The following is a 22,478-nucleotide window of genomic DNA, read 5'->3' on the forward strand; positions in this document are numbered from 1 at the left end:
CGCGCCGCGAGCGTGACCTCAATACCGAATGAAATGGTGCAGGAACCGCTTGATTGGCAGTGGTACATGACGCTGCACCCATCTGCGCATCGCCACAGCACGAAAAGGACGAAGGCCGCCGGAAAAGCGGGGGGAAATCGTCCTGATCGCATCCAGCGCCCGAATCAGCGCGCGCTCGTAAGCCTCGTAGGCAGCGACCGGTTCCTCGCATACGGCGGTGTAGAAAGTCGACAGTCGATTGAATTCACCGTTGGCTAACAGCTGGAACTGATGGAAGTGATAGAAGATCAGAGGTGAGCCGTCGACTTTGATCTGGCCGGACGCATCCTGCGTAAAATGCATTTTTTCGTAATTCCAGGGAGCAACGCCGGCGCCCGGATGTTCGATGATATGGCAATTCGGATAGAGATCCGGCCATTCGTCCAAATATTTCTGGTCGCCCATTTTGCCGTCTTCGAGGCGGTAGTAACACCATTCGATGCATTGCTCGCGCCAGCGGTCCAGGCAGCGCATCCCCTCTTCGTCGCGTCGGAAACTCACCCATTCCACGCAAAAGCGGCCGTTCACCTCTCTGTCCTGCAGCCGCGGGGCAAAACGATGTTCGATAATTGCGATAGAATTGTCGCCGATTTCATCGAGGATGGGTTGGATCGGGGAATAGAACAGCAGATCGGAGTCGAGATAGGTGATGAAATCGATTTCCGGGTGATGCTGCAGCACGAAGGTCGGGAGGCAGGGAGATAAAGTCCAGCAATATTCGGCGACGCCACGCGATTTCTTGGCTTCCAGGAGTTCCGGCGTCTCCAGGTCGGCAAGCGGAATGCAGCTGATGTAGGACCTCTTGGAGGCGGTCAATATCTCCTGCGCCTGCTGATCCATACAGAGCACAAAAATATGCGCGTCCGGGCACCACTGGACGAGGCTCTCCATCATGGCCATCCCCTTGATGAGATAGCCGCTGTCGAAAAGGGTACAGAAGTAGGTCGTCATGACTGGGATTGTTTCCTGCACAAATAGGTGCGGTTTGCATTGCCCTTGCTACTGTCACGCGGATCCGCGCTCTCGTTCAGCGTGAAGGTGGCCTGCACTTCCAGGCCGTGAACCCGAAAGCTGTCCAATAGCTCCGGCTCGGAAAAATGGATTTCCATGGTCTCGACGCCATAGGCCTGCTTGCGGAAATACTTGGTCGGTTCGCCATAGACGACGGGAGTACGGTGAAAAATGACGTATTCTTTGGCGACGCGGGCGCTTTCTGCGATCGCCGCTTCATAATCGGCAATATGCAGCAGGCAGCATCCCGAAACCACGACATCAAAAACATTGTCCTGATAGCTGAGCCGCGTTGCATCCTCCACGTCGAACGGCAGTGCCGGATAGATGCCGCGCGCCATGTCGATGAAGGCATTGGAATAATCGCAGCCGTGGTACCGCAACGGCAGACCATTTACCTCAAGCACCTCGGAGTAATATCCGCTGGAGCACCCGATTTCGAGCAATGAACCGGCGGCCGGGAGATTGTCGATCTTGCGTAGCGCAGCGGTAAAAACATCGAACACATCGATCGAAGCGCCGCTGCGATAGTCCTTCAACTGGCGCTCGACGAGCGCTCTCTGGCGTGCAGGCAGATCACTCGCTTTCCAAGATGCGGCAAGGCGCGAGCTTTCGCTGTCTCGCCGCGCTGAATCGATCTCGACATAATGGGAGGATACCGATGCCGCGGGCAGCAGCTGTTCACGCAACCGCTTCAGCTGGCTCTTCAACACCGGAAAGCGGTTGAGAGTCGTACGCACAAATGACATCAGCCCTGTTTCTCCAGATGTCTCTCGAGGATCGGCATCAGCTCTTTCATTCTCGACTTGTAGGTGTGATCCTTCAGCGTCCTCGCCTGGCCGGCCTTCGCGATGGCGTCAGCCTCGTCCGGGTGGTCGATATAGTAGCGGATGAGTTCCGCGGCTTCCTCAGGACTGGAATAGGCGACCACTTCCTTGCCCACGTCGAAAATCTCACCGAGATTGTCTTTGCGGTCGGTGATGAGCAGAGATCCGACACCGGTCGCCTCGTAAAGCCGCATGTTGTTGGCATTGGTCTCAGCAACATTGATATGCCGGTTGACGGTGATCCGGCTGCGCGCCAGAGCGCGGTACATATCCGGACCCCAGACCTCGCCGTTGTGGCGTTGTCGAATGGGAGATGAGCGCGGAAGCGTCGCCGCACCGTAGCCGAAGAACTGTATCGGCGTGGTATCGGCGAGATGTTCGAGCAACGGGATGGCCTTGCCATGATGACGGCTGATGCCGCCGACAAAACTCACCGGAACATCACGGGGGACATCGCCGAGAATCTCGAGCACCCGAGTATCGAAGCCGATCCTGAAATATTCGGATTTTATGCCCATCTCATGAAAACGGGGCACGAAATGCGGGAAGGATGTCAGAATGAGGTCATAGGGCCGCAGAAAGCCGTCCGGCGGCAGCGGACAAGCGATCTGGCCGACGATCAACGGCACCGTCCTTTTCAGCTCCATCAGAGCATGAGGCGGAAAAAAGCTGAGATCCTGACAATACAGCACATCCGGCTTGAATGCTCGAACCCGCGCCATCGCGACCTCCAGCAAGCCGGGGAGCGCTGCCAGGCGCGCGCCGATGTAAGGCAACCTGAAAAACCGATGTGGCAGTTTCATTGCCCATGGGCTGAATGGTTCGGTGTTCTCCCGCGCCCAGGCCGATTGGAGCGGAACGCAATTGCCGACGATATCGATGACATCGCAGCCAAGCTCTTTCAGGTGGCGCGAGTAGAAATCGGATGTGCCGAACGCAGCCTCGAGCAGAGCGTCCGTCTGCTTTTGGGAAGAGGCCGACCTCAAATCCCGATTGCGACGATAATGCATCGTCAGGAATCGGGAATAGTAGGTATCGAATACGGCAATCCGCATGACGCTGATCCTAGTTCTTTGTCGCGGAGAGCCGTAGTTCCACCAGGAGACTATCGCCCTGCCCCGTTGCGTCCAGAGCCCGGTTCACAAAGCCCATCATGGCGCCGGCAAGGCGTGCGCCGCGCGTCACAGTGACATTGCGGAGCTTTCGAATGAAGCTCGGGGACTTCTCGAAGCTGCCGCTTTCCGACCATGTACCGGACGCCCTGCCCTCCTGCCGCTGCTCCCGAGAGGTCCTGAGCTGAAGCACCGACCAGAGATTGGGCGTGATCGTCCTGATGCGCGCGACATCGTAACCGGATTTTTGCGCGAGCAGCGCAAAGGACGTTCGATTGAAATGGTTCTGATGGTACGGAATGTGCCAGTTGATCCAGCGCTCCTTCCAGACCTTGCGATGAAAGGAACCGGTATTCGGGAAAGCCAGTATGACACGGCCGCCACTGTTCAGACGATTCTTGAGAGCCTCGAGCATCGCAAGCGGATCGGGAACATGTTCGATGACCTGGTTCAGCACGATAAGATCAAAATTCTGATCTGCGAACGGCACGTCATAGATATTGCCGATATGGACGCGCAAAGCATATTTTTCAGCAATTGTACGAACGTTCGGATCAGCCTCCACGCCCCAGCATTCGACGCCGAGCTTTTGCATCTCCAGAAGAGAGAGACAGGAGCCACAGCCGATATCCAGGACCTTCTGCCCCGGCTTGGCAAGATAATGCCCCTGGTTGTCGGTTCCAGCCATCCACCGGCGGAGCCTGGCAAAAGGTCTCTCGACGAGGCCAGCCTCCTTTTCCAGCGCATTAAAGTCGATCTCCCGGCGCGGATAATAATTGCTGTAGAGCGCGGGCAGGTCTTCTTCCGTCAGCCGTGGCGCAGTCGACATGTGGCCGCAGGAAACGCATCGGTCTATCGAGTAGACGCCGGGGCAACCGTATCGATCATCGCTGATGTGCTCGATAAAGGTTCGCATTTTCGATCCGCACGCTATGCACTGCTCATGCTGGCCGCCGCTCATATCGTTCCTTCCTTTCGTTTCGCCAATGACCTCCACGTTGAAAACGCGCGGCTGCAGGAGAAATACGCCATACGGATCGGCGCTGTCATGCGTTGCACCGGTGACCCGACAAGCGAGTAAAAAATAAGACGCTGAAACACGTTGTGCGCCGAACGCCTGCCAAACAACCGCTTTCGCCATGAAAGGCTGGACGCGTCGTTGCCATATACCGGAGGCGAATAGACGATTGCCTTGCTGCTGACAACCAGAGGCACTCCCGCACGCGCGAAGCGCATGGCGATTTCGTAGTCAGCCATGTAGTGCGGCAGAAGGTTCGGCCGCATACTGCCATGCTTCCGAAACAGGAGCGCGGGGTAAAGCGTTCCCCGACCACTCAATGCATCGACGCGATACTGGCTGCAGGGTGACCGCTTTTCCATTTCGCTCAATTCCGAAAGCAGATCCCAGACGGCAAGCCGATTGATGTTGACCTTAGCCCCAATACTGACAAGAGGCGGATCCCGCCCCTCTTCATGGATGACGCTTCCGACCGCGGCTCCGCCGTTTTCTTTGGACGCCTGCACCAGGGCTTCAACAAAATTGTCGTCGAACCAGGTATCATTGTTGAGAAACAGGACATAATCGTCCGGTTGGCAGGCGGGAAGCACATGTTTCAGCCCTTCCTCGATGGCGCCGCCCCACCAGAGATTACCGTCGGCTCGGATTTCGGTCACGTCGCTCTGCGATTGAAGGTATTTTGCGGTTCCATCGGTCGAACCGTCGTTGACGATGACAATCGTCATGGCGTCACAGACGGTCTGGCTCCTCAGAGCTTCCAACACCTTTTGGGTATGCTCAAGGCGATTGAAAACAGGGATAATGACGTTCACGCGCATTGCGAGATTTCCAGCTTCTCGAGAAACCAGCCAACATACGGCCATTCGTGCTGCTGATGCGCTGGTGTAACGCCAATGCCCCAACGTTTCAGTTCTTGCAAGGGCGGCGGTGTTACTGAGCCAAATGTACCGGCCGGCTGGAAGCGATCTAGGACCTCATAACCATTCTTGGCAAAGCTGTCCTGCATTTCATCCGCGTTCAAGAACCATACCGGGTAGCTGGCGCTGTAGATCCACGCGGGCACATGCTGCACGAAAGGCGCGGCTGCGACATCGAACTGCGCAGCCGTCCTGTCAATCAGTATGAACTTGACGCCCTTCGACAGAAGACCTTCAAGATATTCGAAAGGATATTCAAGATATTGGAGAACACCGGAGAGCAGAACGACGTTGGGCTTCACACGATCAATCGCCTCATCCAGACTGTCGGAAAAACTCAACCGCTCATCTTCAAATTCCGTTCGACCCGCGCTGACAAAATGCGGCTGCTCGACGACGCACCATTTCAATTCCGCAAGATGCGCCAATGCCGAGCGGTGCTGAAAATAAGAACTTCCTAACGCACCCCCAAAATCGACCACCCTCAAATGAAGATCGGAGCGGGATGCAGCATAGAGAAGCCAGGCAAGCAGCGGGTGCGAATAGCTTCTGTCCGTGAAAACGACAGTATCTCGCTCATATGCGGCACGGCCCTGAACAACTGCGCGGGTCGCGTCAACCACTTTGTCAAGAATAGCCGGCGCATCATATCCATCTGCAGCAGCCATGGCCGCGCGCCAATCGTCGTGAGGCCCGTCGAACACGACGTTGTGACGCCGAAATTGGCTCAAAACGTCCTGTTCGCGGGCTTGCGGCGATTCCCGCGTCACCTCAAGCAAACAATGAATTCCCGGAAGCGAAAAATTAATCCGTCTCATTCTTCAAACCAGGCTTCGAAAGGCCGTCGATCAAATTCGTCCAACGCCCCACCGGGTGTGGAATTGACGATACGGATGCCATTCGCTTTCGCGATGTTTGCGATGGCTCGATATTGTCGCCACAGCCGCGCCAGCGTTTGAAAATCATCGTGACGGTTCGTTCTCAAGGTGCCGTCCGCATTCGCGGTGCTGTCCATGCCCTTTTGGACCTTGAGGTCGAACGCGTATTGGTAGCTTGATGACAGGAAATGATCATGGTCAACGCCGAGCAGGACGATCTCTTTGAAACCAAGATACATCGCTATCATCAAGGCCATCACCGGCACCGACTCGACGCGCGCCACCGGGCGAGAGATATCGACGATTTCCGCCGATCTCCTATCGTCGAAGCTGTCGGCCAGCACGAGATATCGAACCGTTCGTCCTGCAAACAGATTGTGTTTCCGAACGAGCTCCGCTTCGGTGGAACTGAGGAACAGTTCCGCGGCGCCCAGATGTGAATGCATCTCATCAAACCAGCGGATTACGTCGTCTGATGTCATCAATCCGTAGGTAACCTGTGGAACACAGTGATAGCGAGATTGGAACTTGTCGAAATCGGAATGCAAGTAGCCGTTGGAAACGGTGACGACGTTTTCGCCTTGAAGCCGCGACAGATCCAAGCCCTTGGCGCTCGGCCCATTTCCTAAAATGAAACAGCGTTGGCCCGCGTGCCGACCGGCAAGCTGTCGATTTCCTGCCAGCGATCTCGCAACATCGGCAGAGAATTTGTGACGATTACTGAGCCTGCGCCTCAGCTCATACACACCGTAGGGGAGCAGCATGGAGCCGAAGGTCAAAACCTTTCTTAAGGCTGCAGCCACTTCACCACCTCAAACACTTCGGCATATTTGACACCAATACGCTGTCCGGCATTTTCGGCTTCGTTCCGGAAGAAGCTCACCCATTTCCGGCCCGTGCGCTCCATCTCGGATTCGTGGGCGAGGATTGCCTTTTCCTTCTGCTCCCAATGGGAGGTAATGTCGACGTAGAAATTCCCTCTGAAATCCACCGTCGAATGATACCAGTTGCTGCGGTACATCAGCAGGCGAGGCACGTGGCGGCAGCTGTGCAGCGATGCGCGTGACAAGGCCAGATGGTCATGGTGGATGTCTCCGACCCAGTGGGTGTAGACCATATCGATCTTAAGATCCTGCACGAGCTTGAGGATCTCGATATTCAGCGGATCGACGAATTCGATCTGCAGCGTTTTGAACTCGCCGCAAAACATTTTCTGGACGCCGAGAATTTCCATCGCAGCATCCGCTTCGGCTCTGGCGACCTCGCTGCTGCGCACGGACTGATCATACTGGTTGGAAAAGCCGGATACGGTTGCAACATAGACATAAACCGTGTCGCCGTTCGCTGCGTGACGCGCCAAAGCACCGCCACAGCCTAGTTCCACGTCGTCAAAATGGGCACCGATCGCGAGAATATTCATTTGCAACTCCAGAGCAGGTCACGCGTGCCTGCAATACCACAATTCAGCAGTGTGTCGAGGATACTGAGGTACGGCATGAATTCGCCGAAAGGCTGCGGATAGACGGGATGGACGAAATGTTGCCAGATAACATTAATCCCGACAGCTTCAAAAAGCTGCGGCTGCATATAGTCTCGAGCGCCAAGACCAGAAAGATATGAGGTTGCCTCAACCTTCTGCAGGAGTTCGATCAGCAATTCGTTCTTACTACCTTTCGGCTGAAGCGAACTCGACCGGACCATAGGCATGTCTATGTCTAAAATCTCCAAAATACCGTTGAGGAAGTGGAGATTAAAGTCTGACATAAGTTCGAAACGAGCGTGCATGAGTTGCTCAATACGCGAATAAACTTCACCCCAGCCATGGCATCCTCTGTAGTTCTCACGCAACAGCGAAAGATTTCTTTCGATCCACGTGCGATCTTCCCCCATCGTTACCGTATTTATCGGCGCTCCATAATCCGGCTTCCGGATTCCGACATTGATCCATTTGGCACCTTGGGCCGTCTTGATCTTATCTCTATGAGTCCAGCCACGGCTCCCGTAGACGAAAGAGACGTGATCGAGGGCAACATAAAGATCAGCGTTTATGAAGCGCTGAAAGAAGCCGAGATATGGCACAAAGTCAGGCTGGTGAATAACTACTGTCCGCATCAGCGTAGCAAGGCCTCAAGAATATCTGCGATCCGGTGGCTACCATTCAGGTTAGTTCGACGTAATGCAGTTTGGCTCATTATTTCGATAGGTAGGTCGAGCGACAGCGTGTCAAAATCAACGGAACGATGGTGGCCCGCGAACCGGGAAAAACCGAGCTCTTCCAAGGCGCGTCCCACCGGGATTTCGAAAAATTCATTCGCTATGACAATCGAGGGCAATCCGCTTGCGGCAGCCTCGAACGGCGTTAAGCCCCCGCCAGTTATAGCAAGATCATGCCTATTCATTTCCTGAGCCATCGAAGGAACGCCGGTAAGATGCTGAATGCTCGCTACGTCCGGTTTCGACAATACCGCATGGAGGTCTTCTCGATGCTGGAAAGCAGGGCCAGTCACGACTGTCACAGCAACCGGCTTGCTTTGCAGCCAGTTGGCAACACGAACCGTAACCCCATGGGTGTCTGCGCCTCCAAGCGTGACGAGAATCGAACTCACTGACTTGCGCGCTCGCCGGTATCGCTCAATTTCGGGATTGAGGATCATATACTCAATACCGCTCTTCACCTCGCGCCCCTTAAGTCGGTCAATCTCGTCAAAGACAAGAGCGCTGATATTGATATCCGCCAACTCAGCTCCGTCGCCTCGATCGTCGAAGGTAACAAGCCTTGCGCCAGCGCTTACTACCGCCTCTGCATGCGCAAGGGTAGTATCAAGGCGATCGTCGACCCATACTTCAAGCGGCCTGACCGTTTCAACAAATGCGCGCTCCCATGAACCGCCAGGAGCCTTAAGATCATAAATAGTGAATTCAAAACCGCGGGATTTGAGTACGTTTAGCGTCGATTCATGATCATTGATGAGAAAATGGATATCACGGCCTCGTCGACCTAGTTCCTCGGCAAGGGTTAGTGATCGGTACAGATGTCCCATGCCTCGGGAATGAGAACTCTCTATGCAGAAGACGAACATAAGGCGATTGCCTCTTCAGTACTTAGCCACGGGCCGGTGGCCCTGGTCGCGAGCATGTCGGCTCGCCGCCAGTCGTCTTCGGTGTCGACGGTAAGCCGCAAGCTGGGGGCAGTCTTTGCTGGTGCAATCTTCACCTGCCCAATCTTGAAGAGCTCTGGGCGATCGATGAAATATTCGTTTACATGCTCACGATGATGCGGCAACAGCCCTTCCCGATGGCTGTGTTCCAAAGCCTCGAATGTGAATATCTCTGCGCCAACACCAACCGGTAGATGACCGAAAGCGTGGGTATAATCGTAACTACCGCTACGATGAAGATCGATCAGGCGATCCAGCTCAGCGATATCTGTAAACGGGTTGTCGGCTGTCAATCGTACGATATCCGTAAAACCGTAGCTTTTCGCACACCGATAATAGCGGTCGAGAACATCAATTTCCTGACCCCGAAAGCAACTCACATTGTTTTCCAGGCACCAGCCTTCAATAACATCGTTCTCCCGCCCTTGTCCCGTTGCGACAACGATTCCAGCTTCATTGCGCAGCATCACAAGCCGGTCAATAACATGCGAGATCAGCGGCCTGCCATTCAGTAAACGCATCACCTTACCAGGTAGACGGGCCGAGCCCATCCGAGCCTGCACAATGATCCCCAGCGTCACCGCAAATCATCCCACTTCAACACAGCATCCTCTCCTATGTCGCTTAGCAGCGTGCGTCCGATGACCTGGCCGAATTCCTTCGGCGCGATGCCATAACCAGGTCTCTTGATCGCAATGTCAGAAGCAGTGATTACGTCACCTGCCTTCATCGCTCTACTCAAGATCACACTTTTCCGATTATTGATCCGAGTCGTTGCTTCACTTGCGGCAGGTTCTTTCACACCGCTCCCCCGCATGACCTCGAAGGATCTGATAGCATCGACCAGCCACCTCATCTCTTCGGGATCGGCGGACAGCATGTGATCAGGGCCGTCAGCCTTCTTATCATAAGTGAAATGCCGTTCGATCACCCGCGCACCCATGGCGGCAGCACAGAGGCTGGCAATCGGCGTCAGTGTGTGGTCGGAATATCCGACATCGAGATCTGGGAACGCCTGAATCATGGCTTGCATTGCGCCCAGATTTACGTTCTCGGCGTGAGTCGGGTAACTGGTAATCGCGTGCAATAGAATCAATGTCTCGTTGCCGGCCTCCTTAATGGCCGCGACGGATTCCTTGACCTCATCCATCGTACACATACCAGTCGAAAGAATGATTGGCTTTCCAGTCTTAGCCAAATACCGCAAGAAAGGCAGGTTCACTGCGTCGTCCGAGCCAACCTTGTGTGCACCAACTCCGCATTTCTCAAGGAGATCCACATCCGTTTCATGCGAGGGTGTGGAAAACCAATCCAGACCGTGACCTTCCGCATGCCGGAACACCGCTTCATGCAGTTCAACATCTACCTCATACTTGCGGAAGAGGTCGAATTGTGACGTTATTCCGGTATTCTCCATATCGAAAATGGCGTGTTTGCTCGAAATAGTTGACGCTCGATATGTCTGAAGCTTCACAGCGTCGACGTTGGCCTTCTTGGCTTCCTCAATCAAGCGCTTCGCCTGTTCGAAAGTTGTGAAATTGCCCCCGATCTCAGCAATAATATAACATCTATTTTTTCGATAGTTGCGAAACATTTGCTACTCCCTAAATTTACCGGCTCGAGCTGGCACGCCGACCAATATCGCGTAAATTTGCATTGATGCCGACCATTCCGATAAGTATCAATCGAGAAAGTCCCTTCCGCACCGGCCCATGATCACCGTGGATATTGTCCTTCGTCGCTCCCGTCGGGTTTCACACTCGGTTTGCTCCCACGGGAGTCACGTCACTTACCGATTTCCTGAATACGGTCGACATAGTTGCGCACGGTTACCTCCCGACCGCCAATCTCTACCAGTTCGTCATTGGTCAAGCGCGGTAGATAGCAGCGGCGGCAAACCTCGCTTTTCAGAAAACCTTGCGGCTCCTTATGAAGCGCGCGCACAGCGTTCATTTTCTCGCCGTGCCAGATTTCATGTACAGTCTGCTTTTTTGCGTCGCCCACCAATTCCTTATTTTCCTCGTCATTCGAGCACTTCATGACGAGCCCGTCCGCGCCGATAACAAGCCGTTGATACTGCTGCGGGCAGGTAAAGTTTTCGAGATACTCAATCTCGGTGTCGTTCCAGAGGTAATCGATCAGCGGATTAAAGGCGACCAGATCTACATGCGGCGCAAACGTCTCATAATAGAGATCCGGATTTTCGCGGATTGCCGGCCAGATACCCTGCACCTTGATAACAGGGCGGTGGAGACCGCGTTCTTCCTTGTACTTCTTTATCTCCTTGATCTTATCGAGCAGGGCTTGGAACTTGATCGGCTTGCGTATCTTCTCGTAGGTCTCACCGGTGCCGTCGACCGAAATGGTGATCCAGTCGATGCCGGCATCGACGAGCTCGGCGAAATAGTCTCTGTTGAGCTTGAAGCCATGGGTGAGGGTCGAGACCTCTTTGATCCCGTGATCCTTGGCGTAACGCACGCAGTCGGCGAAGCGCTTGTGCAGCGTCGCTTCTCCGCGCAGCGACAGACGGATCGCCGGGACCTTGCCGCCGATCTCATCGATGATGCGGCAATAGAGGTCCCAGTCCATCCGCGTCGTATTGACGTTTTTCTTGAACTCGTCGCTGATTGTATAGCACATCGGGCAACGCAGATTGCAGATCGACGCCAGCTCGAGATCAACCAGCAGCGGGTAATCCGAAACCTGCTGGTTCAGGGCATATTCCGACCACTTGCGACGGTAATCCGCGTATTCGGTTTCCCAGCCCTCGCCACGGAATCTGTCGAACGCGGCTTCGCGCTCGTCCGTGTCCATCGAGTAGTTGCCCTTGTTGATCGGAACGTAACGCTCGTTCAATTTAAGACTCCTTCATCATCACGCGGATGCCGGCGGGCATATCCCATTCCGGCCGCCATCCGAGAACGGCGCGAGCCCGCGTAATATCGGCCCGCACGTCAGGTATTTCATTCCGCCGAACATCGCAAGACGACACTACTGGTAGATCAGTGCCGGCCGCTTTCTGCAAGAAATCGATGATTTCCTGCACCGAATACGACGTGCCGGAGCCGATATTGATGCAGTGGTAACCTTCCGACACGTCCATGGCCTTGGCAAAGGCGCTCAGGACATCGTCAACGAAGACATAATCCCGCCGCGGGCTGAGGTCCATGACCTGTATGTCCTGCTTCGCCCGTATCCGGTTCAGAAGCGTCGGTATCAGGAACTCCGGACGCTGCCCAGCCCCATATATATTGAAAAGACGCAATACCACCACCGGTATTTGCTCGTGTGTGGCAGCAAACTCACAGAGTTGTTCGGCAAGGTGTTTGGAAAGAGCGTAGGGGTTGTTCGGCCTGACCCGATCGTTTTCATGGATCGGCAGGCGCTCCGGCACTCCGTAAACATAGGCGCTTGCGAATACGAGCCTCGCCTTGTGTCGCTTGCACCAGTTCAAAGCATGCTGCGTACCGAGAACATTGGCGGCCATGAAACTCGGGCCTTGTGACCAGCTATCCGGAACAAACGTCCGGCCGGCAAGGTGAAACAGCGTGCGGGCAGCGGGAAGCGCCTGCCAGATTCCCTCTTCGCTTATATCACCATGCGTTCGGTCAACCGCAAGCACCTCAACGCCGGCCTGTTTAAGCCGCTCAACCAGACGCTTCCCGAGAAAGCCGCCAGCACCGGTGACGATGGCATCAACCATTCAAGAACCTAGATTGCATGGTTTCGAACTGCTCGATCGCCAACGCATAATCGTCGGGCCGTCCGATATCGAGCCAATAGCCTGGAAAATCACGAACCGTCGCCGGCTTTCCGGCCGCAAGGAGATCGAGCATCAACCGGTCAAAGCCGTAGGCCCCGTGTTGCGGGATGTACTCGACCGCTGTCGAAGACACCATATAGACCCCCATGCTGACTTTATACTCAGCTGTCGGCTTTTCCCGAAAACCTGTCAGCAGCCCTGCTTCGTTGGTGTCCAGAACGCCGTAGTCTATGCGATGCTCGCGTGTCTTTGACGAGATGGTGAATATATTCCCCTCCCGGATGTGAGCATCATGAAAATCCGCGTAGTTCAGGTCCGTCAGGATGTCTCCGTTCATGACCAGAAAATTCTCCGGCAGATCCTTGATCAGCCGCAGCGGACCCATGGTGCCAAGCGGCTGATCCTCCAGCGAATAGTCGATGCGCACGCCCCATTTGTCGCCATCCTGGAAAAACGCCTTGATCAATTCGGCCTGATGATTGACGGCAAGCGTTATATGCTGGAATCCGCCCGCTATCAGCTGACGAATGATAACCTCAAGAATGGGATAATCGCCGATCGGCATCAGCGGCTTGGGAAGCACGACGGTATAGGGCCGCAGCCGCGTTCCCATTCCCCCTGCCAGAATGACTGCTCGCCTAGACATTGAAAATATCCGCCTTATACCGCGCCAGATTCTCAGGCTGACGCAGCCATTCGACCGTCGCCTGGAGCCCGTCTTTCATGCTGTAGCGAGGCGAAAATCCCGTCAGAGACTTGATCAGGCTGTTATCACAGCACAGGCGTTCCACTTCGCTGTTTGCCGGACGCAACCGCTGTTCATCGCATTCAATCTCGATGTTGACGCCGATGATATCGGCGATCAGCCGAACGGTATCGCCGATCGATATCTCGCTGCCCGAGCCGATATTGACCGTCTGTCCGATGGCTTCGTCGCAGGCCGCTAGCGCCAGAAAGCCCTCGCACGTATCCTGCACGAAATTGAAATCCCGGGTGGGCGAGAGCGCACCAAGCTTCAGCGTCCTTCGTCCACTCAGAAGCTGCGAAATCACGGTTGGAATAACCGCCCTTGCAGATTGTCGCGGGCCGTAGGTGTTGAAAGGCCGTGCGATCGTCACCGGCAGATCGAAGCTCGAATGATAACTGTAGGCGATCGCATCGGCGCCGATTTTGGACGCCGAATAGGGCGACTGCGCTTGCAAGGGATGGCTTTCGCTGATCGGCACAAAACGTGCGGTCCCATAAACTTCGCTCGTCGAGGTCTGGATCACTCTTCCGACACCGGCGTCGAGAGCCCCTTGAAGGACGTTCAGCGTCCCATGCACATTGGTATCGATGTAGCTTGAGGGAGCCTGATAGGAATAGGGAATCGCAATCAGCGCGGCAAGATGGAAGATCGTGTCGACACCTCTGGCGACGGAGCGCATCTGGGCGGGATCACGGACGTCTCCGAGGATCACCTCGAACTTGCCGCGATATTCCGATTGGTCGAGCCAGCCCCAGCTGGAAAACGAATTATACTGGCAGAGGGCGCGAACTTCGACACCCGACCTGACCAGCGTCTCGACAAGGTGGGAGCCGATGAACCCATCTGCCCCGGTGACAAGCGCTTTCTTCATTTCAACACACCCTCAGAATCGCGCAGGAAAAGCTTCTCAACCTCCCAAGGCAGCTGTATCGCTGAAATCGACGGCTTCCGTTGCTGACCCAGCATCTGGATAATTCCGACATTATCTTCCACGTCAAACCGAATGCCTTCGGCGACCGAATAGATCGAGAACCGGCTCGATATGCCCAGCCGCAGGTAGAAGGTGCCGGTATTGAGAAGATATCCGGGAAATTTGACCCGGGCGCGATAATAACCGGCTGGCCGGGTATCCAGGCGCCCGACGTCGAGCTCGGGATCGGAAAGGCTGACGAGGGGGGTGTAGCCGTCCTCCATCATGATCTGCATCCCGACCGAGAGACCGGAAAGAGGCTCCCTCAATTCGTATTCGACCTCGACGGAGAAGCCCTTAGACAGTTCCACTGTTCCCGAAACCTCGTCCCTCTCGTTCAGTACCGCAACACGGCAAATGACCGCCTTTCCATCGACGTCCTCGGGATTGACGGAGTAAATTGCCGTGCCGCCGAATTCCGGGCGGTCGAGGTAGGCTTTTATCACATCTGCGGTATCGCCCATCGCAGCGACTTTTCCATCGGCCATCAGGATAGATTTCGGGCAGATGCTGCTGATCGCCGTCATGTTGTGGCTGACGAAGATAATCGTTCGTCCGGCCTTCGTGACTTCCTGCATGCGCCCCATGCATTTATTCTGGAAGTTGACGTCGCCGACAGCCAATACCTCGTCGACCAGAAGTATTTCCGGCTCGAGATGCGCCGCGACGGCGAAGGCCAGACGCACATACATGCCGGACGAATATCGCTTCACCGGCGTGTCGATAAATTCGCCGATCTCGGCAAACTCGACGATCTCATCGAATTTCGATCTGACCTCGGCACGGCTCATGCCAAGGATGGCACCATTGAGATAGACGTTCTCCCGGCCGGTGAGTTCCGGATGAAATCCGGTGCCGACTTCAAGCAGGCTGGCAATTCTGCCTCGTATGCCAATGAAGCCGGAGTTGGGCATGGTGATACGCGACATCACCTTTAACAGCGTGGATTTTCCGGCCCCGTTCCTGCCGATAATCCCGACGATCTCGCCCTGTCCGACCTCGAAAGAGACATCATCCAGCGCATGGAAAATGTCCCCCTTCAGCCGCGACTGCGCGCCGCGGTCGGACGTATGGTCGGATACCGAAACATTCGGATCCGGAAGATTGCGCCACTTCGCCCACCAGCTCTGAAGGTCGCGATAGAGAGTGCCGTGATTGATCACGCCAAGACGATAGAGCTTACTGACGTGCTCCGCTCGAATAACGATGTCGTTCATCAGACGGTATCCATCGCGTTGGCTTCCGCCCGCGAAAAAAGTGCCAGCCCGCACAGGGTGATTGCGATAGTTACCGCGAGATTGGCGAGGCAAAGACCGATGGGCAAGACGGGAGCGTCGAATAGTGCCCAGCGGAAGGTTTGAACCGGCGTCGTCATTGGATTGAGATAATAGAACCAATGATACCGTTCCGGGATCTGGCTGAAGGGGTATACGATCGGCGTCGCATACATCCAGAGTTGCGTCATGAACCCGACGGCATAGACAAGATCGCGGAAACGCACCGTCAGCGCCGAAACGACAAGCCCGGCACCGATGCCCAGCACGGCGATATAGAGCAGCACCAGCGGCGTCAGAAACAGGAACCAATAGTTCAGGGCCAGATCGGGATTGGCAATTTTCAGCCCAATCGAAACCGTCAGCAAGAGCAGGAACTGGATCGCAAAGGCGACAAGGCCGCTCATCGCAACGGAGAGCGGCACCACAAGCCTGGGAAAATAGACCTTTCCGAACAGATTGGCGTTTTTCGAGAAGACCTCGGAGTTATTGGTCAGACAGGCAGCAAAATAGCTCCAGATGATCGTGCCCGACATGTAAAACAGGAAGGGCGGAAGGCCATCCGTGGAAAGATTGGCGATTTTTCCGAACACGACATAATAGGTCATCGCCGTCAGCGACGGTTGGATGATGTACCAGACAGGCCCGAGAATGGTCTGTTTGTAAAATGTCGTGAAATCCCGCTTGAAAAACATCCAGACGAGGTCGCGATATTGCCAGACAAGGCCGAGATCCGGCGTATTGCCCTTCGAGGGCTTGATGACGATATCCCAATCGTCATCCGCACGTGCCGAGGCCGGTCCTTTCAGGTGCTCTGTCATGCCGCCAACTTCAGCTTTTCCGGGAGCGCAGCAAGAAGGCTGCAGACGCGCTCGATCTCATCGCTGCTATGCCCGGCCGAAATAGGCAGGCTCAGTTCGGTGGCATGCAACTCATCGGCAATGGGATAATCGCCGGAAAGAATGCCTTGCATTGCCTTCTGCCTATGCGGCGCGATCGGATAGTGTATCTCGGTCTTGACCCCGTTATCGAGCAGCCACTGACGCAATTCGTCACGGGCCGGGTGCCGTATCCCGAAGATATGAAACACGTCATACTCGGCAGGCCGACGAAGCGGCTGCGCCAGCCATTCGGGTAGATTGGCAAAATAGATATCGGCCAGTGCCCGCTTATGTTCAGTCACCTGATCGAGGTGACGGAGTTTGACCCGCAGGAATGCAGCCTGCATCTCATCAAGCCTGGAATTTACACCGATATAGACGTTCTCATATTTTTTCTTCGAGCCGTAATTGCGCATGTGTCTGAGGCGATCTGCAAATTCGTCATCGCACGTGACGATCGCGCCCGCATCTCCGAGAGCTCCGAGATTCTTGGTCGGATAGAAGCTGAAGCAGCCGGCAATTCCGAAGGTGCCGGTCAGCTTGCCGTCATAGCGTGCACCATGAGACTGCGCGCAATCCTCGATCACCTTGAGACCATGTGCGCTTGCAAACGCGGCGATCTCCGTCATCCGGCAGGCTTTGCCGAAAAGATGCGTCACGCATATTGCCTGCGTCTTGCGTGTGAGCGCCGCGGGAAGGCGCTCCGGGTCTATGTTGAAGGTTTCGCGTTCGGGCTCCACCAGAACAGGTTTGTGGCCGGCGCGAAGAATTGCCAGAATAGTGGCTATATAGGTATTGGAGGCAACCAGGATCTCGCTGCCTTTCGGCAGATCGAGCGCTTCGATCGACAGGATCAGCGCATCCAGACCATTGGCCACGCTGATGCAATGTTTGCTTTCCGCAAAGGCGGCGAATTCAGCTTCGAATGAGGAAACCTCATTCCCAAGTATGTACCACCCGGAGCGAATGACACGGGAAGCAACCGCCTCCAACTCTTCCATCAGCGCGCGGTTGGCCTGCGCAAGACTTTCATACTCAATCATCTCAAAGCCGCTCATAGGGGGTGTCGATGTAGTCGTCCTTATCGTATCCGCGAGACGCAAAAACGAGCAGGATCGAACCGGGACCGAAGGTCATTTCGTGCCAGTCCCTTGGCTCTACCAGCAGGCACTGGTCCGGTGACGACAAGGTGATCTCTTCGCGGGCCTTTCCATCGTCCATCAAAATCATCACGCTTCCCGAAAGCGCCACCAATGCCTGTCGAGTCTGGTGATGACGATGACCACCGCGTGTATAGCCGTCGGCTCCATAGATCCAGAAGCTCCGGACGACCGGAAATGGCAGTATTCCGTCCATGACGGTCAGAGCGCCTCGTCCGTCGGACATCGTCTTTAACGTAAGCAGGGTAAAAGCAGACAAGATTGGTTTTCCAGTTTTGTCGGTTCAGCCGGTTGGGAAATGCGGAGCTGGCTCCCTCACCAGGCTGATGAGGTATCGACCGTAAGAGCTCTTTTCAAGTGGAGCCGCCAGCCTTAGCAATTGCTCGGCATCTATGTATTCCAAATGAAATGCGATTTCTTCGGGGCAGGCAATCTTCAGCCCCTGGCGCCGCTCGATGGTGGCAATGAACTGACTGGCTTCAAGGAGTGAATCATGCGTGCCCGTATCAAGCCAGGCATGCCCCCTCCCCAGGACCGCAACATTCAGCCTCCCGGCCGACAAATAATGCCGATTGATATCGGTAATCTCGGTTTCGCCGCGCGGCGAGGGTTTCAAACCGGCAGCAATGTCAATCACGTCATTGTCGTAGAAATATAAACCCGTCACCGCGTAAGAAGAGCGGGGCCTGGATGGCTTTTCCTCCAAGGTGAGGACTTTGCCCTGACCGTCAAACTCCACCACCCCATACCGTTCGGGATCGTGGACTTTATACGCGAAGATCGTCGCTTCGTCCGATTTCTCGGAAGCCGCGGATAAGTCATGCGTCAGGAGGTTGCCGTAAAAGATATTGTCTCCAAGCACGAGGGCGGTTGCCTCTCGCCCGATGAATTCCCTGCCGATCGAGAACGCCTGGGGAATGCCTTCCGGCGCGGCCTGCACGGCATATTGAAGATTCAATCCCCATTGGGCGCCGTCACCCAGCAGCTGTTCAAAACGTGGGGTGTCCTGCGGCGTGGAGATGATCAGGATATCCCGGATACCTGCAAGCATCAGCGTTGACAGGGGATAGTAGATCATCGGTTTGTCAAAAACCGGGAGAAGTTGCTTCGAAATGGCGAGAGTCGCGGGATGGAGCCGAGTGCCCGAGCCTCCGGCAAGCAAGATGCCCTTGCGCAGCTTTTTCTTCGAAGACAAGAGACCTCCTGCAACCTGGTAAATCCGCGCGCATTCACGAGCTGTCGTGATGACGATCGCTGTTCGACACTGCTCACTACAGATAGATCGATCGGCATGCAATGCACTTGCCGAGACGGGAGGTCGCCCAATCGCTGCATTGATCGAGGATAATCTGCAGTACCGGATTGCGATGCCGCCTTTCCGTCTGCTACGGGTTGGCCAGATTTCGCCCCTTAGAATATGAGCAAGACACCCGTTAAAATGGCTGCAGACACTGCCGATCCACGCGCCCCCCGGATAAGCCTCATCACTGTTTGCTGGAACGCCGAGCGGACCATTGCCGATACGTTGCGGTCCATCGACACGCAAACCTACCGCGATTTCGAGCACATTATCATTGACGGTGGCTCAAGCGATTCCACGCTCGCCATCATCGCTTCGGCGCCGGCGGAGAACCGCCGCGTAGTTTCGGAGCCGGACGGGGGTATCTATGAGGCCATGAACAAGGGGATTGGCCTTGCGAGCGGCGACATCATCGGCTTCTTGAATGCGGATGACACTTTCGAGAGCAGCGGCTCCCTCGAAACCGTGGCAGCCGCGCTGGAAGATGAAGCCTATAACGGCTGCTATGGCGATCTCATCTATGTTTCCAACCAGCATCCCGATCGCACAGTCCGTTATTGGAAATCCTGTCCGTTTAAACCCGGTTCTTTTGGACGCGGCTGGTGTCCGCCGCATCCGACATTCTATGTTCGGCGTCACATCTATGACCGGTTTGGGACGTTCGATCTGCGTTATCGGCTGGCAGCCGACGTCGAGTTGATGATGCGATTTCTGGAAGTCGCGCGCATCAAAACCGTTTATATCCCCCGCGTGTTGGTCAGGATGCGCTTGGGGGGCGCCACAAACAAGAACGTTCAGAACATATCGCGTCAGAACAAGGAGGTGCTTCGTTCACTTGCTGACCATGGCTTAGGGGTCTCGATCCTCATGTTCTGGGCATCGAAGCTTGTGAACCGTCTTGGTCAGTTCGTGAAACGAAATCGATAGCTGGGCTTGTCCCTCATGCGGCGCCAATAGCTGGTTATACACCCCATCCGCAATCGCCGTATCCCGCCCGCCGCCGCCGATTGGCATCAAGCCACACACCGCGTTCGTGCCCTCGCGGCGGCATCGGGAGCCTCATCGCGAACTGAATATCCATTTTGCGAATAATCCTGCCGCGCAACCGGCTTGCGGTGCAGAAACGTTAACGCATTGGATGCTTAGTTCGGTCGCGGAAATCCAAACGCCCGACTGGCTGCCTGCGCCCGTAATTTAAGTCGACGGTACAGCTGATCGGTCCGTCGAGAGGCCCGAATGCAATCGAATGAGTCGATTGTATCTTTTCAAACAATGATCCCAAAGCCGATAGAACTGTCGCGGCAGACTGGCCCGAGAGACAAGCCCGACGCCCTGCGACTTGCTTCTTCCAAAACCGTTCGGTTCATGCAGCTTCATGAGAATTATACAAACGACCATGATCTGCAAGAAAGTCGAGCAGAGCGCGCAAACATGAAAACAGATCCGATCCCGTCGACGAGCAGGCTCGCGAAGGTTCGGGCCTTCATGTCGATACCTCTGGACAAGCCGGAATTGCTCAAGGCGCAGTACAGGGCTTTTTCCTATCAGCTGCCGCTCATGTACGTCATCTTGCTGACCAATACATGGGTGCTGGCGGCGACCCATATGTCGGTCGCGCCAAGCTGGTTGGCCGTGTACATCCCGATCGCTCTGACATTGGTCTGCGCGGTTCGCCTCATGTCCTGGTCGCATTCCATGCGGATCACGCCAACCCCTGAGATCGCCGCGCGGGCGCTCGCGCGCACCAATCGCCTCGCCAGCATTATTGCCGTCGCCTTCACCGGCTGGGCGCTGCTCCTGTTTCCTTACGGCGATGCCTATGCGAAGAGCCATGTGGCTTTCTACATGGCGATTACCGTGATCGGCGTCATTTTCTGCCTGATGCATCTGCGCCCGGCAGCCTTTACCGTCGCCGCCATCGTCAACGGCGCGTTCTTCATCTTTTTCGCCCTGTCGGGCAATGCCGTCTTCATCGCCATCGCCATCAATACCGGGCTTGTTTCCGGCACCATGCTGGCCATCCTTCTCATTCAATACCGGGATTTCACACGGCTGATCGAAGCGAAGATAGAGACGGAGGCGCTCAGCAACGAAAACTTTCGGCTTGCCAATCTCGATAGCCTCACCGAGCTTCCCAATCGCCGCGCGTTCTTCTCCCATCTCGGGGAAGCCTTCAGCGAAGCCGAGGCCAATGGGCAAAGCCTTGCAGTCGGCATCATCGATCTCGATGGCTTCAAGCCCGTCAACGATCTCTATGGCCACGGCATCGGCGACAAGTTGCTCTACGAAGTCGGTCAGCGTCTTGCCGGGCTATGCGCCGGGAATATCCATCTCGCGAGACTTGGCGGCGACGAGTTCGCGCTGATCGTGCCTGGGCCAACGAGCGAGGCCGAACTGCTGGCCCTCGGAGAAAGCCTGTGCAATGCGCTGCGGGTGCCATTCGTCTTTGCGGAAGCCGCCGTCCAGATTTCATGCTCCATAGGCTTTGCGGCTTACCCTGAAAAGGCCAGAAGCGCGGCGGATCTTTTCGAGCGGTCCGACTACGCGCTCTATCACGGCAAGCGGACCAAACGCGGCAAGGCGGTCCTGTTCTCGTCGGACCATGACGCGGAAATCCGTCGCGATGCGCGGATCGAACAGGTCCTGCAGATGGCCAATCTGCAGGAGGAACTGAGCGTCGTATTTCAGCCGATCGTCGATGCCCGATTGGACGAGACCATCGGATTCGAGGCGCTGGCGCGCTGGACGAGCCCCGTGCTTGGAAGCGTCTCGCCGGTCCAGTTCATCCCCGTCGCCGAAAGGGCGGGCTTCATCAATCGCCTGACACGGCCCCTCCTCGAAAAAGCGCTCGCTGTCGCGTCCGATTGGCCGGCGGGCATTCGCCTTTCCTTCAATTTGTCGGCGCAGGACCTGACCTCGCCAGAAGGCTTCCTGCATCTCATCAGCATTATCCACGCAAGTCAGTTCGATCCCAGATGTCTCGATCTCGAGATTACCGAGACAGCCTTCGCCGCCGATTTCGGCCAGATTCAAAGCGCGATCACCACGTTGAAGGCGCTCGGCTGCGGCATATCGCTTGACGATTTCGGCATCGGCTATTCGAGCCTTTCACGCCTTCACGCGCTGCCGCTGACCAAGATCAAGATCGACCGGAGTTTCGTGACCGACCTGCATCAGAAGCCGGCCAGCTATAAGATCGTCAAATCCCTGCTGGCGCTCGGTCGCGACATGGGCCTCGACTGCGTCATCGAAGGCGTCGAAACGCAGGAAGAAGTGACAGTCCTCAGAGAGCTCGGCGGTTTCCTGATCCAGGGATATTTCTATTCGCGGCCGATGCGGGAGGAGGACATACCCGCGTTTTTGAATTTGCGGTCCAACCTGTCATTCCCAAATCGTGCTCGCCTTCATTGAACCCGCTAGTC

The 22,478-nt window shown here is 55.6% G+C and carries 23 protein-coding genes; 2 read left to right on the plus strand and 21 right to left on the minus strand.

Annotation, left to right across the window (positions count from 1 at the left end; all coding sequences use genetic code 11):
* Positions 1 to 18: 18 nt before the first annotated feature.
* The 21 genes from GR197_RS13240 to rfbA form a co-directional block, all read right to left on the minus strand.
* On the minus strand, positions 19 to 990 hold the full coding sequence (locus GR197_RS13240; RefSeq protein WP_164010109.1) for a hypothetical protein: 972 nt from the start codon (positions 988 to 990) through the stop codon (positions 19 to 21).
* Positions 987 to 1,763 carry a class I SAM-dependent methyltransferase gene (locus GR197_RS13245; RefSeq protein WP_348643278.1) on the minus strand — a complete coding sequence of 259 codons (777 nt, stop codon included), beginning with the start codon at positions 1,761 to 1,763 and terminating at the stop codon, positions 987 to 989. The genes GR197_RS13240 and GR197_RS13245 overlap by 4 nt, the downstream gene beginning before the upstream one ends.
* Positions 1,764 to 1,798: 35 nt before the next feature.
* Positions 1,799 to 2,932, minus strand: a complete 1,134-nt coding sequence (locus tag GR197_RS13250) for a CgeB family protein (protein ID WP_164010113.1) — start codon at positions 2,930 to 2,932, stop codon at positions 1,799 to 1,801.
* Between the two features lie 10 nt (positions 2,933 to 2,942).
* Positions 2,943 to 3,950 (minus strand): class I SAM-dependent methyltransferase, encoded by a 1,008-nt coding sequence (locus GR197_RS13255; protein ID WP_164010250.1) that lies wholly within the window; start codon positions 3,948 to 3,950, stop codon positions 2,943 to 2,945.
* The gene (locus tag GR197_RS13260; protein ID WP_164010115.1) at positions 3,947 to 4,825 is read right to left on the minus strand and encodes a glycosyltransferase family 2 protein; all 879 of its coding nucleotides are present in this window, start codon (positions 4,823 to 4,825) and stop codon (positions 3,947 to 3,949) included. Before GR197_RS13260 ends, GR197_RS13255 begins: the two co-directional genes overlap by 4 nt.
* Positions 4,816 to 5,742 (minus strand): methyltransferase, TIGR04325 family, encoded by a 927-nt coding sequence (locus tag GR197_RS13265; protein ID WP_164010117.1) that lies wholly within the window; start codon positions 5,740 to 5,742, stop codon positions 4,816 to 4,818. The genes GR197_RS13260 and GR197_RS13265 overlap by 10 nt, the downstream gene beginning before the upstream one ends.
* Positions 5,739 to 6,605 (minus strand): hypothetical protein, encoded by an 867-nt coding sequence (locus tag GR197_RS13270; RefSeq protein ID WP_164010119.1) that lies wholly within the window; start codon positions 6,603 to 6,605, stop codon positions 5,739 to 5,741. Before GR197_RS13270 ends, GR197_RS13265 begins: the two co-directional genes overlap by 4 nt.
* Complete coding sequence (locus GR197_RS13275; RefSeq protein ID WP_164010121.1) at positions 6,590 to 7,222, minus strand: PIG-L deacetylase family protein; 633 nt, start codon at positions 7,220 to 7,222, stop codon at positions 6,590 to 6,592. Before GR197_RS13275 ends, GR197_RS13270 begins: the two co-directional genes overlap by 16 nt.
* The gene (locus tag GR197_RS13280; RefSeq protein WP_164010253.1) at positions 7,219 to 7,917 is read right to left on the minus strand and encodes a WbqC family protein; all 699 of its coding nucleotides are present in this window, start codon (positions 7,915 to 7,917) and stop codon (positions 7,219 to 7,221) included. Before GR197_RS13280 ends, GR197_RS13275 begins: the two co-directional genes overlap by 4 nt.
* Positions 7,914 to 8,882 (minus strand): PseG/SpsG family protein, encoded by a 969-nt coding sequence (locus GR197_RS13285; RefSeq protein ID WP_164010123.1) that lies wholly within the window; start codon positions 8,880 to 8,882, stop codon positions 7,914 to 7,916. The genes GR197_RS13280 and GR197_RS13285 overlap by 4 nt, the downstream gene beginning before the upstream one ends.
* Entirely contained in the window at positions 8,864 to 9,541 is a 678-nt protein-coding gene (locus GR197_RS13290; RefSeq protein ID WP_164010125.1) for a cytidylyltransferase domain-containing protein, read from the minus strand. Before GR197_RS13290 ends, GR197_RS13285 begins: the two co-directional genes overlap by 19 nt.
* Positions 9,538 to 10,554: an N-acetylneuraminate synthase family protein gene (locus GR197_RS13295; protein WP_164010127.1), complete on the minus strand. Its 1,017-nt coding sequence runs from the start codon at positions 10,552 to 10,554 to the stop codon at positions 9,538 to 9,540. Before GR197_RS13295 ends, GR197_RS13290 begins: the two co-directional genes overlap by 4 nt.
* Before the next feature lie 191 nt (positions 10,555 to 10,745).
* The gene (locus GR197_RS13300) at positions 10,746 to 11,816 is read right to left on the minus strand and encodes a radical SAM/SPASM domain-containing protein (protein ID WP_164010129.1); all 1,071 of its coding nucleotides are present in this window, start codon (positions 11,814 to 11,816) and stop codon (positions 10,746 to 10,748) included.
* 1 nt (position 11,817) lies between these two features.
* Positions 11,818 to 12,663, minus strand: coding sequence for an NAD-dependent epimerase/dehydratase family protein (locus GR197_RS13305; protein ID WP_164010137.1), 846 nt, complete (start codon positions 12,661 to 12,663; stop codon positions 11,818 to 11,820).
* Positions 12,656 to 13,369, minus strand: coding sequence for a nucleotidyltransferase family protein (locus GR197_RS13310; protein WP_164010139.1), 714 nt, complete (start codon positions 13,367 to 13,369; stop codon positions 12,656 to 12,658). Before GR197_RS13310 ends, GR197_RS13305 begins: the two co-directional genes overlap by 8 nt.
* Positions 13,362 to 14,342, minus strand: a complete 981-nt coding sequence (locus GR197_RS13315) for an NAD-dependent 4,6-dehydratase LegB (protein ID WP_164010141.1) — start codon at positions 14,340 to 14,342, stop codon at positions 13,362 to 13,364. Before GR197_RS13315 ends, GR197_RS13310 begins: the two co-directional genes overlap by 8 nt.
* Positions 14,339 to 15,658 carry an ABC transporter ATP-binding protein gene (locus GR197_RS13320; RefSeq protein ID WP_164010143.1) on the minus strand — a complete coding sequence of 440 codons (1,320 nt, stop codon included), beginning with the start codon at positions 15,656 to 15,658 and terminating at the stop codon, positions 14,339 to 14,341. Before GR197_RS13320 ends, GR197_RS13315 begins: the two co-directional genes overlap by 4 nt.
* Complete coding sequence (locus tag GR197_RS13325) at positions 15,658 to 16,536, minus strand: ABC transporter permease (protein WP_164010145.1); 879 nt, start codon at positions 16,534 to 16,536, stop codon at positions 15,658 to 15,660. Before GR197_RS13325 ends, GR197_RS13320 begins: the two co-directional genes overlap by 1 nt.
* On the minus strand, positions 16,533 to 17,639 hold the full coding sequence (locus GR197_RS13330) for a DegT/DnrJ/EryC1/StrS family aminotransferase (RefSeq protein ID WP_164010255.1): 1,107 nt from the start codon (positions 17,637 to 17,639) through the stop codon (positions 16,533 to 16,535). The genes GR197_RS13325 and GR197_RS13330 overlap by 4 nt, the downstream gene beginning before the upstream one ends.
* 1 nt (position 17,640) lies before the next feature.
* Entirely contained in the window at positions 17,641 to 18,015 is a 375-nt protein-coding gene (locus GR197_RS13335; RefSeq protein ID WP_012556659.1) for a sugar 3,4-ketoisomerase, read from the minus strand.
* A 24-nt stretch (positions 18,016 to 18,039) separates the two neighbouring features.
* Positions 18,040 to 18,951 (minus strand): glucose-1-phosphate thymidylyltransferase RfbA, encoded by a 912-nt coding sequence (gene rfbA, locus GR197_RS13340; RefSeq protein ID WP_164010147.1) that lies wholly within the window; start codon positions 18,949 to 18,951, stop codon positions 18,040 to 18,042.
* 243 nt (positions 18,952 to 19,194) lie between these two features.
* Between rfbA and GR197_RS13345 the strand changes: the two genes are divergently transcribed.
* Together GR197_RS13345 and GR197_RS13350 are read left to right on the plus strand one after the other, a co-directional pair.
* The gene (locus tag GR197_RS13345; RefSeq protein ID WP_164010257.1) at positions 19,195 to 19,983 is read left to right on the plus strand and encodes a glycosyltransferase family 2 protein; all 789 of its coding nucleotides are present in this window, start codon (positions 19,195 to 19,197) and stop codon (positions 19,981 to 19,983) included.
* Between the two features lie 558 nt (positions 19,984 to 20,541).
* Positions 20,542 to 22,467 carry a putative bifunctional diguanylate cyclase/phosphodiesterase gene (locus GR197_RS13350; RefSeq protein WP_246724559.1) on the plus strand — a complete coding sequence of 642 codons (1,926 nt, stop codon included), beginning with the start codon at positions 20,542 to 20,544 and terminating at the stop codon, positions 22,465 to 22,467.
* The last annotated feature ends 11 nt before the right edge of the window (positions 22,468 to 22,478 follow it).

This window comes from Rhizobium phaseoli (genome assembly GCF_010668805.1).
Lineage (GTDB): Bacteria > Pseudomonadota > Alphaproteobacteria > Rhizobiales > Rhizobiaceae > Rhizobium > Rhizobium phaseoli_A.

Excerpts from the sequence above, each read along its gene's own strand:
- GR197_RS13240 (WP_164010109.1), bottom strand. The coding sequence starts at position 990 with ATGACGACCTACTTCTGTACCCTTTTCGACAGCGGCTATCTCATCAAG.
- GR197_RS13250 (WP_164010113.1), bottom strand. The coding sequence starts at position 2,932 with ATGCGGATTGCCGTATTCGATACCTACTATTCCCGATTCCTGACGATG.
- GR197_RS13255 (WP_164010250.1), bottom strand. The coding sequence starts at position 3,950 with ATGAGCGGCGGCCAGCATGAGCAGTGCATAGCGTGCGGATCGAAAATG.
- GR197_RS13260 (WP_164010115.1), bottom strand. The coding sequence starts at position 4,825 with ATGCGCGTGAACGTCATTATCCCTGTTTTCAATCGCCTTGAGCATACC.
- GR197_RS13265 (WP_164010117.1), bottom strand. The coding sequence starts at position 5,742 with ATGAGACGGATTAATTTTTCGCTTCCGGGAATTCATTGTTTGCTTGAG.
- GR197_RS13275 (WP_164010121.1), bottom strand. The coding sequence starts at position 7,222 with ATGAATATTCTCGCGATCGGTGCCCATTTTGACGACGTGGAACTAGGC.
- GR197_RS13285 (WP_164010123.1), bottom strand. The coding sequence starts at position 8,882 with ATGTTCGTCTTCTGCATAGAGAGTTCTCATTCCCGAGGCATGGGACAT.
- GR197_RS13295 (WP_164010127.1), bottom strand. The coding sequence starts at position 10,554 with ATGTTTCGCAACTATCGAAAAAATAGATGTTATATTATTGCTGAGATC.
- GR197_RS13305 (WP_164010137.1), bottom strand. The coding sequence starts at position 12,663 with ATGGTTGATGCCATCGTCACCGGTGCTGGCGGCTTTCTCGGGAAGCGT.
- GR197_RS13310 (WP_164010139.1), bottom strand. The coding sequence starts at position 13,369 with ATGTCTAGGCGAGCAGTCATTCTGGCAGGGGGAATGGGAACGCGGCTG.
- GR197_RS13315 (WP_164010141.1), bottom strand. The coding sequence starts at position 14,342 with ATGAAGAAAGCGCTTGTCACCGGGGCAGATGGGTTCATCGGCTCCCAC.
- GR197_RS13320 (WP_164010143.1), bottom strand. The coding sequence starts at position 15,658 with ATGAACGACATCGTTATTCGAGCGGAGCACGTCAGTAAGCTCTATCGT.
- GR197_RS13325 (WP_164010145.1), bottom strand. The coding sequence starts at position 16,536 with ATGACAGAGCACCTGAAAGGACCGGCCTCGGCACGTGCGGATGACGAT.
- GR197_RS13330 (WP_164010255.1), bottom strand. The coding sequence starts at position 17,639 with ATGATTGAGTATGAAAGTCTTGCGCAGGCCAACCGCGCGCTGATGGAA.
- GR197_RS13345 (WP_164010257.1), top strand. The coding sequence starts at position 19,195 with ATGGCTGCAGACACTGCCGATCCACGCGCCCCCCGGATAAGCCTCATC.
- GR197_RS13350 (WP_246724559.1), top strand. The coding sequence starts at position 20,542 with ATGTCGATACCTCTGGACAAGCCGGAATTGCTCAAGGCGCAGTACAGG.